The following is an 11,616-nucleotide window of genomic DNA, read 5'->3' as shown; positions in this document are numbered from 1 at the left end:
CAAAGCAATCCTTGCCGACGGCGGGCGATGCGATCTTGCGGTTAAGCGGGACTTACCGGCAGCGCTTCAAAGCGCCGGCTTGCCGGCATCCATCAGCAGGCGCTCGGTGCGGGCGTCCTCGATGCGGTTCACCAGCTTGGCGGCCTCGTGCATGTCGCGCACAGTCTTGGTCATGGTGATGCAGGACTGGACCAGCATGACGCAGCCCATGGCGAGATAGCCCTTGGCCCACCAGTCGAGCGGCAGGAACATGATCCCCGAGCCGACCATCACGGCGGCGGCGAAGAAGGAGGCGTAGGTGAAGCTGACCCAGGCGCCACTATGGGGCTGAACGTTCTGGTTCATGACGGCGATCTCCTGTTTGAAATGCGATTGTTGCGATCAGTTGGCTGGAGCGGCCGCGCGGCTGCGCAGGCGCTCCAGCACGTCCTCGGCGGTGGTGCGCAAGCGAGGCCCGAAACCCTTGGCCGCCAGCTTCTCGGTGACGGAGGCCGCAGCCGCGCCATCGAGTTCGTCGAGCGCCGTCTCGGCAGCCTCGGCTTCGACCTGGCGCTCGCGCAATCGCTTCAGCGTCTGCTCGGCCTCGGCCAGCGTCGCCTCATGAGCGGGGCCGGGCTCGATCCGGCCCTGCCGCATCTGGCGCACCGCCTCCGAGGCACGAGCGAGGCGCCGGCCGCGATCGAGCTCGGCGATCCGGGCCTGAGCCTGCGCGACATGCCGGCGCAGGCGGAGGATTTCCGCCGCGAAGAGCGCCTGCGCGCTCGCGGCAGCATCACGGTCGGCCTCCAGCGCGGCGATCGCCTCGGCGCCTTCGCGGGCAAGGCTTTCATCACCGGCCGCCAGCGCCGCCGCGACGCGGCTTTCCAGATCGGCTATGCGGGCCTTGCTGGCCGCCAAGCGATCGGTCTCTTGCCGGTCCTGCGCGATCGCGATCGCCAACGCCTTCTTGGCGCGTTCGAAAGCGCCGGCGGCATCGCGCATCTGCTGGTCGAGGATCAGGAGGGCGTTGCGGTCGGCAAAGCGCTCCTCAGCGATGGCAGCGCCGCCGCGAACGAAAGTGAGAAACATCTTGAGCATTGGCTTTCCCCTGCTATGAACATCGTTCACAGGAAGATAGATAACGCATCCTTGAACGACGTTCAAGATATATTTTGAACGTCGTTCAAATCACTAAAAAAGACATGACGAGAGCGACGAGATGACCAGCACCGCGGCGAGACGGGACCGGCAGCGCGAGCAATTGATCGAGGCGGCGGAACGGGCCATCGCCGTGAAAGGCCTCGCGGGCCTGAAGGCGCGCGAGCTCGCCCAGGAGATCGGCTGCTCGCTCGGCGCGATCTACAATCTGGTCGCGGATATGGACGAGCTCGTCCTGCGGGTCGGCTCGCGCACGCTCGCCCGGCTCGACGCGACGCTCAGCGCCGCATCGCCGCCCGTCTCGTCACGGGATGAGGCCACCGAGGCGCTCGTCGCGGTCGCCCTCGCCTACTCGGCTTTCGCCCGCGACAACCTCCAGCTTTGGCGCGTTCTGTTCGAACACCGGATGGTTGAGGGCTCGACCGTGCCCGACTGGGCCGTCACCGAACAGATGACGATGTTCCGGCACATCCTTGGACCGCTGGGCATGCTGGTGCCTGATCGCAGCGAGGACGACAGGAACCTGCTGGGCCGGACGCTGTTCTCGGCCGTCCATGGCGTCGTCGCGATCGGACTGGAAGAGAAGCTGATCGCGGTGCCCCGCCGCGAACTCGACCGCCAGATCGAGGGACTGGTGCGGCTGGCCTGCCGTGGTCTCGCGACCAGCGGCTGAGTGCATCGACTTGCCCCGGCGGCAGCCGCTTTGGCGCGCTGCAGCCAAGGTTACCGGTGATGCCTCAGCTCTCGCTCTTGCCGAAGAGCTGGGATACCGCCAGCAGCAGCGACGTGATCACGATCATGATCGTCGAGATCGCGGCGATGGTCGGGTCGATCTGGTCGCGCAACGCCAGGAACATCATCCGCGTCAGCGTCGCGTTGTCGCCGCCAGAAACGAAAAGCGCGACCACGACCTCATCGAAGGAGGTCAGGAAGGACAGCACCGCCGAGGTGACGAGGGCGAAGCCGATCTGCGGCGCCGTCACCTGCAGGAAGGCCTGCGCCCGCGTCGCGCCGAGGCTGCGCGCGACCCGCTCCTGATCGAGATCGAAGCTCTTCAGAGCCGAGCCGACGATCATCATCACGATCGGCACCGCCAGCATCGTATGCGCCAGCACGATGCCGAGGAACGAGTTGACCATCTTGAGCTGCACATAGGCGTAGAACAACGCGATGCCGACGAGAATGACCGGTACGATCGTCGGCGTCAGCAGGGCGAGGATCGCCAGCCCGGCGAAGCGCAGGCGCGCGGCGTGCAGGCCGTAGGCCGCAAGCGTGCCCATCGGCGTCGCCAGCAGCGCCGTGCAGAAGCCTGCCTTGAAGGAGGTCGCGGTCGCAGCCATCCAGCTCGACGAGGAAAAATAGGCCTCGTACCAGCGCAGCGACCATTCGCGCGGCGGGAACTCCAGGTACTGCGACTGGGAGAAGGACATCGGGATGACGATCAGCGTCGGGATGGCCAGGAAGGCCAGCACCAGCGCGCCGACCGCATAGAGCCAGAGCCGTGCACGGTGGCTGATCTGCGTGTCGCTGGCGGGACGATCGAGCCAGCTCATCTTAGTGCCCTGCCCCGAACAGGCCGGCGCCGCGCGACAATCGCGCCGCCAGTACGAGCACGACCAGCGTGATCACCAGCAGCACGACGCCGAGCGCGCTCGCCGCGCCCCAGTTGAAGAAGAGTTCGATATCGTTGGCGATGCGGTTCGAGACCATCGTCACCTTGCCGCCGCCGAGCATGGCCGGCGTCACGTAGAAGCCGAGGCAGAGCACGAAGACGAGAGAGGCGCCGGCCGCGAGCCCCGGCAGAGAAAGCGGGAAGAACACAGTCCAGAAGCCGTGGACCGGCGTGGAGCCGAGGCTGGCGGCGGCGCGCAGCAGGTTGCGGTCGATCGCGCGCATCGTGCCATAGAGCGGCAGCACCATGAAGGGCAGCATGATATGGACCATGCCGATCAGCGTGCCGCCCATGTTGTGCACGAGCTGCAAGGGCTCGCTCCACAGGCCGAGCTTCATGCCCCATGTGTTGATGAGGCCGCTGCGCTGGAGCAGCACGAGCCAGGCATAGGTGCGCACCAGCAATGAGGTCCAGAACGGGAGCAGCACCGCGATCATGCAGAGATTGGCGGCCCGGCGCGGCAGTTGCGACAGGAAATAAGCCAGGGGATAGCCGAGCAGGATGCAGATCAGCGTGGTGACGAAGCTGATCTCGAAGGTGGTGCGGAAGGTCCGGCCGTAGGAGGGCTCGGCCAGCATGCGCCGGTAATGCTCAAGACTCAGCGCGCCATTGTCGTCGAGGAAGGACAGGCCGAAGAGCCAGCCGACGGGCACGAGCATGGTGACGGTAACGAGCAGGAGCGCCGGCGCCGCGAGGCCTGCCAGCCCCATGCGCTCGCGCCACTGGTCGCGCCGCAGGCCGGCGGCGTGGTCGTCCCCGGCCGGACCGGCAGCATCCAAGGCGCTGACGGTCGTCACGGCGCGCCCCGCGCCTCATCGGGCAGCAGCACGGTATCGGAGACCGCGATGCCGATGCGGACGGGCGTTCCGGGTGCCGGCGGCGGGCCTTCGCCGCCGCGCGTCGTCAGGCGCAATGCGAGCGGGCTGCCGCCGTTCAGGACAGCCTGAAGGAGCAGCGTGTCACCCTGATAGACCGCGCCGGTGACGCGGCCATCGAAGCAGTTCATGCCCTCGCCCTCGCCCGGCCCGAGCAGATGCAGGCGCTCGGGCCGCAGCACCATCGTGCAGCGCCCCTGCCCCGTCGGCAGGTTGCCGGCGCGGATGGTCGCGCCGGCGGCGCGGGCGACGCCATCGGCCACCGCGACGTCGAGGAAGGAGGACTCGCCGATGAACTCGGCGACGAAGCGGCTGCCGGGATCGTCATAGATCGCGCGCGGCGTGTCGATGCGGGCGATGCGGCCGCGGTCGAGGATGGCGACGCGGTCCGACATGGTCAGCGCCTCGCGCTGGTCATGCGTGACATAGACGGTGGTGGTGCCCAAACGCTCATGGAGCTGGCGCAACTCGATCTGCATGCGCTCGCGCAGCTGCTTGTCCAGCGCCGAGAGCGGCTCGTCCATCAGGATGATGCGCGGCTCGAACACGATGGCGCGGGCGAGCGCGACGCGCTGGCGCTGGCCGCCGGAGAGCTGGTCGATGCGGCGGCTGCCGAAGCCGCCAAGCTGGAACATCTCCAGCGCCGCCTCGACGCGCCGGGCGGTCTCGGCCGCCGGCACGCGGCGCAACCGCAAGGGAAAGCCGACATTGCGGGCGACATCCATATGTGGGAACAGCGCGTAGTTCTGGAAAACCATGCCGATCTCGCGCTTATGCGGCGCGAGGCGTACGACCTCGCGCTCGCCGAAGCGGATCGAGCCCTTGTCGGGCCGCAGGAAGCCGGCGATCGCCATCAGCAGCGTCGTCTTGCCCGAGCCGGAGGGGCCGAGCAAGGTCAGGAACTCGCCGGGCCGGACATCGAGATCGATCTCGTCCAGCACAGACACCGCACCATAGGCCTTGCTCAGCCGCCGGACCGCGATGGGCAAGGCCGTCGCGGAACCCGAGGCCGAAGCGGCCGCATCGCGCGGCCGCTCGTGATCGCCGGCCAGTCTCATTCGGTCAGCATGTTCTGGTAGGCGGAGGAGGCCTGGGCCTCGAACTTGATGTACCAGTCCAGATCGATCGGCAGCTGCTTGCCGGCATTGTCGGGATGAGACGGCAGCGTCTTGGCAAAGGCCGCGTCGATCGCGCCGCCCTCATAGGCCTTCTTGTTGGTCGGGCCGTAGGTGATGTATTTCGTGAACTCGGCCTGGTATTGCGGCTTGCTGATCTCGGCGAGGAACTTCATCGCCAGGTCCTTGTTCGGCGCACCCTTGGCGATCGCGAAGCAATCATAGTCGAGCAGGCCCTGGTTGAAGGTATAGGCGACCTTGGCGCCGTCCTTGGCGGCGACGTCGAAGCGGCCGTTCCAGCCGGTGATCATATCGACCTCGCCGTCCTTCATCAGCTGGGCATGCTGCGCGCCCGAGCTCCACCAGACCGCGATATGCGGCTTCAACTCGCGGATCTTCTTGATCGCGCGCTCGATGCCGCCGGGCTGGGACAGCACCTCGTAGACCTTGTTGGCGGGAACTCCGTCGGCCATCAGGGCCGGCTCCAGCGCGCCGGCCACGCCCTTGCGGTAGGAGCGCTTGCCGGGGAACTTCTTGACGTCCCAGAAATCGGCCCAGCTCTGCGGGCCGTTCTGGCCATAGGTCTTGGTGTTCCAGGCGAGCACGGTCGAGAACACGTCGCCGCCGACGCAATAATCCTGCGCCGTGCCGGGCAGGAAGTTCGAGGTGTCGATGACCTTGTAGTCGAGCTTCTCGAGGATGCCCTCGGCACCGGCGCGGGCGGCGCTGCCGGAGCCGCTGGCGACCACGTCCCAGGTCACGGCGCCGGCCTTCACCTTGAGGCGCAGGTCCGCGATACTGGTATAGGTCTCCTCCTTGATCTTGATGCCCAGCGCCTTGGCGGCGGGCTGGAAGAGCGCCTTGCTCTGGCCCTCCTGATAGGAGCCGCCGAAGGAGACGACGGTCAGTTCCTGCGCCCAGGCGGGCGCAGCGCTCAACAGGCCAAGGCCCATGACGAGGGCAAGGGCCGTTCTCGTCGGCATGATCGGCTGGCGCGGCATGTGTCTGTTCTCCCGTTCGAACGTTGCGTTCTTGTTCAATGCGTTCCCTAGAGATGAGCGCGCGGTTGGCCTGCAAGCGGCGTCCGCACGTCTCGCCTCATGCAGGGTCCGGCGAAATTGGTCTGGCCATAAGGTCCACTCTGAGAATTCGGGGCGACCAATCCGATGAGTTAGCGCGCCAGCCGGTCGCGCCAGCTGTAGTAGAGAACCGACGGCGCGAGGAACCAGGGATTGCCGGTGTAGAAGGGGCGCGTCTGGAAGGGCAGCCCGTCGAAAGCGGTCTTGCCCTCGGCGAGGCCGAGCACCTGCTGGCCGAGCCGCATGCCGAGATAGCTCGCCATGCCGACGCCGGAGCCACAATAGCCCATGGCGTAATGCATGCCGTCGTGGCGGCCGATATGCATCAGCTCGTCGAAGCTGTAGGCGACGAGGCCGCACCAGGAATGGCTGATCTTGCGATTGGCGAGCTCCGGGAAGATGCCGCTCATCGCGGCGTGAAGCAGCGGGCCGCTGCGGCGCGGGTCGGTCTCGCTGAGCGAGACGCGGCCGCCGAACAGGATGCGCCGGCGATCCGGCGAGGCGCGGTAGTAATAGACGACCTTGCGGGTGTCGCTGACGATGCGGTTCTTCGGAATCAGCCTGTCGACCAGTTCCGGCTCCAGCGCCTCGGTCGCGATGACATAGCTGCCGATCGGGATGACGCGGCGGCGCAGCCAGCCGGTCAGGGGGCCGGTATAGCCGTTGGTGGCGATGACGGCATCGCGGGTGCGGATCGTGCCGCGCGGCGTCTGGACGAGGAAATCCTGCCCGATGCGCTCGATTCCCGTCGCCGGGCAATGCGGGACGAGTTCCGCACCGGCCGCGACGACGCGCTGCAAGAGCCCCTGATGGTAGCGGGCCGGATTAATCGAGGCGTGGCTCTCGTAGACGACGCCGCCATGATAGAGATCGGAGCCGATCTCGCTGCGCTGCTCGGAGCGCGGCACGACATGGCAGGCGACCTCCAATCCCTTCGGCTGGGTCCCGACGCTGCGGGCCAGTTCTTCGTATCTGCCGGGCGCATGGGCTGCATGGAAACGGCCGACGACGCCGAAATCGCAGTCGATCTCCTCGTCGCGGACGAAATCGCCGATATAGCGCAGCGAGTTCCGGCCTTCCTGCATGATCGCGAAGGCGCGCTCCCGGCCATGGCGGCGGCTGAGCTCGTCGAAGCCCGGCTTCACGCTGGTCGAAATCTGGCCGCCATTGCGGGTGCTGCAGCCGAAGCCCGCCGCCTCGGCATCGAGGACGACGGTATGGCGCCCGCCCCGCACCGTCTGGAGCGCCGCCTGCAAGCCGGTATAGCCGGAGCCGACGACGACGACTTCGGCCTGCTGGGGCGGATCGCTGCGCGGCAGGTCGGGCCGGGGCACCTCGTCCCACCAATAGGGCGCGGCCTTGAAATCACTGGCGAACAGATCGCTCGGCATCGTCTTCGTCTTTCCCCCGGATCAGATCCGCGCCACCACACTCTTGAGCTTGCAGTAGGAGCGCAAGCCCGCCATGCCCTTGGCGCGGCCGAAGCCGGATTTGCGGTTGCCGCCGAAGGGCATCGCGATGCCACCGGCGAAGAACTCGTTGATGTAGACCTGCCCCGCATCGACTGATCGAGCGAAGCGCCAAGCCTTGGCGTGATCGCGCGTGTAGATGCCGGCGACCAGCGCGTAGGAGGTGGCATTCGCCGCCGCGACAGCCGCCTCGAAATCGGGGACGATCTGCACCGTCAGCACCGGGCCGAAGATTTCCTCCTGCACCAGCGGATCGTCTGATCCACGCGCCAGCACGATGGTCGGCTGGTAGAACCAGCCGCCGGCGCAGTCCTCGGGCGGCACGACCGAGCCTCCGGTCAGGATGCGGTTGCCGGCGGCGCGGGCGCGGTCGACATGGCCAGCGACGCGCGCGAGCTGCGCCGGGGAATTGATCGGCCCGATCCCGGCCTCGCTAAGGCCATGGCCCGGCCGCAATGCCTGCGCGCTGGCGACGAGACGCTTCAGCAGAGGTTCGGCAATCGCCTCCTCGACGATCAGGCGCGAGCCGGCCGAGCAGATCTGCCCGGCATTCTCGAAGATCGCTTCCATGATGCCGGCCACGGCCGCGTCGACATCGCAATCGGCGAGCACGACGAGGGGAGACTTGCCGCCGAGTTCAAGCACGAGCCGGGTGACATGCTCGGCCGCCGCCCGCATCACGCGTTGCCCGGTCGCGACCGATCCGGTGAAGGTGATGTGGTCGATGTCGGGATGGGCGACGAGCGCCCCACCTGCCTCGGCACCGGTGCCGGCGACGACATTGAGCACGCCTGCGGGCAGGCCGGCCTCATGCAGCAATTCCGCCAGCATCAGTGTCGTGAAAGGCGTCTGCTCGGCCGGCTTCACGACGAGCGAGCACCCGGCCGCGAGGGCAGGTGCGATGCCGCGTGCTGCCGTCGAGAGCGGGTAGTTCCAGGGCACGATCTGGGCGGCGACGCCGACCGGCTCCTCGATGGTCAGCCCGACATGATCGGGGCCGAGCGGCATGCTGTCGCCATGCAGCTTGTCGGCCGCGCCGGCATAATAGGCGAAGGCCCTCACGACGCCCCCGACATCGCCCTCGGCTTCCGCCAGCCGCTTGCCGGAATCGAGGGTCTCGACCACGGCGAAACGAGCCGCGCGTTCGGCGATCAGGCGGCTCGCCCGCATCAGGATGTCGCCGCGCGCGGCCGGGCTCAGGCGCGACCACGGGCCGGAGAGCGCAGCGCGGGCGGCTGCGACCGCGCGGTCGATATCCTCGGCATCGCCGGCTGCGACCGCGGCGAAAGCCTTGCCCCGGCCGGGATCGAAACTCTCCATTCGCCGCCCAGAAGCGGACTCGACGAAGCGCCCGTCGATGAAATGCCCGCCCGGCAGGCCAGCGAGCGTCCCCGTCCTGATGGCTTCGGCGACGAGCTCGGCGCGGTCCACGATCACGCGCCGATCTCCGTGACCTGATAGGCCGCCTTGTCGAGCCAGGACGGCTCGATCTCGACGCCCCAGCCCGGCCCGTCGGGGATCGCGACCATGCCGTCTCGCGCCTGCGGCGGGTTGCGCAGCAGGCCCTGCTCCCAGGGGTAGTAATCCGGCCCTTCGATCGAGAATTCGACATAGGGGCCGGCATTGGCGAGCGCGCCCATGATGTGCAGCGTGAACACGGTCACCAGCGACTGGTTCGCGGAATGCGGCGTCACCGGGATGCCTGCGGCCTCGGCCCAGCGCGCGACTTTCAGCATGCGCCCGACACCGCCGATATAGCAGACGTCCGGCTGCACGACATCGACCACCCGGCCGTCGATCATGGCGCGCCAGACGGCGAGATCGCAGTCCTGCTCGCCACCGGTGACGTCGAGATCGAGCGCCTCACGGACCTCGCGGGTCCAGGCATGCTCCCAATAGGGACAGGGCTCCTCGAAATGGACGATGCCGTGATCCTGCAGCATCTTGCCGACCGCGATGGCCTTGGCCGGCGAATAGCCGCTATTGCCGTCGACGAGCAGCGTCGCCTCGGCGCCGAGCGCGCGCCTGATCTGCGGCACGATCGCATCCGTCCGGCCCGGCCATTCGTCGATGTCGCGGCCACATTCGCGCCCGACCCGGAACTTGAAGGCGCGGTAGCCATGGGCATCGCGCAGGCGCTGGAAGCGCTCGGCCTCCGCTTCGGGCGTGATCTCGCCGCGCTTCATGCTGGAGGCATAGACCGGGAAGGGACGCGGCGTGCCGCCGAGCAATTCGCAGACGCTTTTCCGCTCGCTCCGGCCGCGCAGATCCCACAAGGCGGTATCGAGCCCGGTCATGGCGCGGCAGAGATAGGAGCCGGGGAACTTGTGCTCGCGCTCGCCGATCGTCGCGATCAGTTCGTCGATGTCGAAGGCGTTCTCGCCGATCGCCCAGCGCGCGACCTGCCGGTGGAAGACGGTCGCGGTGATGTCGGCATTATAGGGCGAGAACTGGCCCCAGCCCTGGCTGCCATCCTCGCATGTGGCGCGGACGAAGCCGACGTCCTGCGTCGAGAAGCTTTCGAGCCGGGTGATCTTCATCGCTGCCGCTATCCGTTCCGGGAGCGCCGCCCGGCAGAACCGCGGGCAGCTTCGGCGCAAGAAGGGGCTTGAATTGGCCTGATCCCAAGGTCCATTCTCACCAAATCGACAGTCCACTCTCGCCGGGAGCATCATGGTCAAACGCGAGGAAGGCGCCCTGCTCCAATCGATCGTGCTGGACCGCGAGGGCGAGCATGGGCTCAGCGTCCAGATCTGCGCGGGCCTGCGCGAGCTGATTCTCGGCGGCACGCTCAAGGTCGGCGAGCGCCTGCCAGCGACGCGGACCCTGGCGCAGGAGTTCAGGGTCGCCCGCACCACCATCGTCGAGAGCTTCGAGCGCCTTGCAGCGGAAGGGCTGATCGAGACGCGCGTCGGGTCCGGCACCTATGTCAGCCAGGCGCTGGCGAACGAACGGCCGGCGCCTGCGGCTGCGGCCGTCGCCGCGCCGACCGCGCGGGTCAAGCTGGCGCAGGCGATGAACACGGCGTCAAAACTGTTCGGCACGCGCCTGCCGCATCAGCCCCGCGCCTTCACCACGGCGATGCCGGCCTTCGACGCCTTCCCGATGGCGCAATGGGCGCGGCTTTCGGGCAAACACTGGCGCAAGCCGCGCCATCAGGTGCTCGGTTATCCCGACCCGCATGGCGAGCGGGCCCTACGCCAGGCCATCGCCGCGCATCTCAGGCTCAATCGCGGCATCGCCTGCGAATGGCAGCAGGTCTTCGTGGTGGCCGGCGCGCAGCAGGCCTTCCAACTGATCGCCGCGACGCTGCTCGACCCCGGCGACAAGGTCTGGTTCGAGGACCCCGGCGCGATCGGCGCCCGCAACAGCATGATCCAGTCGGGCGTGGCGGTGGTGCCCGTCCCGGTCGACGAGGCCGGCCTCATCGTCGAGGAAGGCCTGCGCCGCGCGCCCGAATTCCGGCTCGCCTTCGTGACGCCGGCGCACCAGCAGCCGCTCGGCGCCAAGATGAGCCTGGAGCGCCGGCTCGCCCTGCTGGAGGCGGCCGAGGCCAGCGGCGCCTGGATCATCGAGGACGATTGGGACGGCGAGTTCTGCTTCCAGGGCGCGCCGATGGCGACGCTGACCAGCATCGATCGCAGCGGCCGGGTGATCTATGTCGGCACCTTCTCGAAGACGCTGTTCCCGTCGCTGCGGCTCGGCTTCCTCGTCGCACCGCCGCATCTCGTCGAGCAGATGGGCATCTGCCTCGAAGCCTTTTCGCCGGGCGTGCCGACGGCGCTGCAGGGGATCGTCGCCGATTTCATCGTCGAGGGGCATTTCGCGACGCATGTGCGCCGCATGCGCAAGCTCTATCAGGAGCGCTATCAGGCGCTGGAGGATGCGGCACGGGAGCATCTCGCCCCCGATCTGGAGATCGTGCCGACCCAGACCGGCATGCACACGATCGCCTATCTCCGCGACGGGCTCGAGGCCGTCGCGCTGACGCAGGCCGCAGCCCGGCGCAGCGTGACGGTCGCGCCGATCAGCCGCTTCTGCCTCGAACCCGTGGCGCGGGATGGGCTCGTGCTCGGCTTCAGCGGCTTCACGTCCGCGGAGATCAAGGCCGGCGTGCTTGACCTGCGCCGCGCCATCGACGACCTCGCGGCAGTCAACGAATGGACTGGTGCTTCGGCGGGAATGGCCCTTAGCGGGAAGCCCAATTCTCCCTAGGACTCGTGGCAGGCAAGCTAGCCAGATTGCCCTTGCAGCATCGGCAGGACGATC

General features: G+C 67.8%; 11 protein-coding genes. 2 read left to right on the top strand and 9 right to left on the bottom strand.

Translation table 11 applies throughout. The features are described from left to right. Nucleotides 1–66: 66 nt before the first annotated feature. Nucleotides 67–345 carry a YiaA/YiaB family inner membrane protein gene (locus AC07NY_RS10460; protein ID WP_494583779.1) on the bottom strand — a complete coding sequence of 93 codons (279 nt, stop codon included), beginning with the start codon at nt 343–345 and terminating at the stop codon, nt 67–69. Between the two features lie 36 nt (nt 346–381). Continuing rightward, nucleotides 382–1,077, bottom strand: a complete 696-nt coding sequence (locus AC07NY_RS10455) for a PspA/IM30 family protein (RefSeq protein WP_494583778.1) — start codon at nt 1,075–1,077, stop codon at nt 382–384. A gap of 121 nt (nt 1,078–1,198) precedes the next feature. Between AC07NY_RS10455 and AC07NY_RS10450 the strand changes: the two genes are divergently transcribed. Further along, nucleotides 1,199–1,810: a TetR/AcrR family transcriptional regulator gene (locus AC07NY_RS10450; RefSeq protein ID WP_494583777.1), complete on the top strand. Its 612-nt coding sequence runs from the start codon at nt 1,199–1,201 to the stop codon at nt 1,808–1,810. 64 nt (nt 1,811–1,874) lie between these two features. Here AC07NY_RS10450 and AC07NY_RS10445 read toward each other — a convergent pair whose 3' ends face one another. From AC07NY_RS10445 to AC07NY_RS10415, 7 genes are all read right to left on the bottom strand, one after another. Continuing rightward, nucleotides 1,875–2,690, bottom strand: coding sequence for an ABC transporter permease (locus AC07NY_RS10445; protein WP_494583776.1), 816 nt, complete (start codon nt 2,688–2,690; stop codon nt 1,875–1,877). A 1-nt stretch (nt 2,691) separates the two neighbouring features. Beyond that, a complete protein-coding gene (locus AC07NY_RS10440; protein WP_494583775.1) occupies nt 2,692–3,606 on the bottom strand; it encodes an ABC transporter permease in 915 nt (304 codons plus the stop codon). Continuing rightward, entirely contained in the window at nt 3,603–4,742 is a 1,140-nt protein-coding gene (locus AC07NY_RS10435; protein WP_494583774.1) for an ABC transporter ATP-binding protein, read from the bottom strand. Before AC07NY_RS10435 ends, AC07NY_RS10440 begins: the two co-directional genes overlap by 4 nt. Further along, on the bottom strand, nt 4,739–5,800 hold the full coding sequence (locus AC07NY_RS10430; RefSeq protein ID WP_492287692.1) for an ABC transporter substrate-binding protein: 1,062 nt from the start codon (nt 5,798–5,800) through the stop codon (nt 4,739–4,741). Before AC07NY_RS10430 ends, AC07NY_RS10435 begins: the two co-directional genes overlap by 4 nt. A 170-nt stretch (nt 5,801–5,970) precedes the next feature. Continuing rightward, on the bottom strand, nt 5,971–7,269 hold the full coding sequence (locus AC07NY_RS10425) for an NAD(P)/FAD-dependent oxidoreductase (protein ID WP_494583773.1): 1,299 nt from the start codon (nt 7,267–7,269) through the stop codon (nt 5,971–5,973). A gap of 21 nt (nt 7,270–7,290) precedes the next feature. After that, nucleotides 7,291–8,784 carry an aldehyde dehydrogenase family protein gene (locus AC07NY_RS10420; protein WP_494583772.1) on the bottom strand — a complete coding sequence of 498 codons (1,494 nt, stop codon included), beginning with the start codon at nt 8,782–8,784 and terminating at the stop codon, nt 7,291–7,293. Beyond that, nucleotides 8,781–9,887 carry a mandelate racemase/muconate lactonizing enzyme family protein gene (locus AC07NY_RS10415; RefSeq protein WP_494583771.1) on the bottom strand — a complete coding sequence of 369 codons (1,107 nt, stop codon included), beginning with the start codon at nt 9,885–9,887 and terminating at the stop codon, nt 8,781–8,783. Before AC07NY_RS10415 ends, AC07NY_RS10420 begins: the two co-directional genes overlap by 4 nt. Before the next feature lie 133 nt (nt 9,888–10,020). On the opposite strand from AC07NY_RS10415, the gene pdxR reads away from it, so the two are divergent. After that, nucleotides 10,021–11,562: a MocR-like pyridoxine biosynthesis transcription factor PdxR gene (gene pdxR, locus AC07NY_RS10410; RefSeq protein WP_494583770.1), complete on the top strand. Its 1,542-nt coding sequence runs from the start codon at nt 10,021–10,023 to the stop codon at nt 11,560–11,562. Nucleotides 11,563–11,616: the final 54 nt, after the last annotated feature.

It is taken from the genome of Allobosea sp. GW821-FHT09G06 (assembly GCF_059416005.1).
The sequence above is the reverse complement of the archived record's forward strand: the minus strand, read 5'-3'. Positions and strand labels throughout refer to the sequence as shown.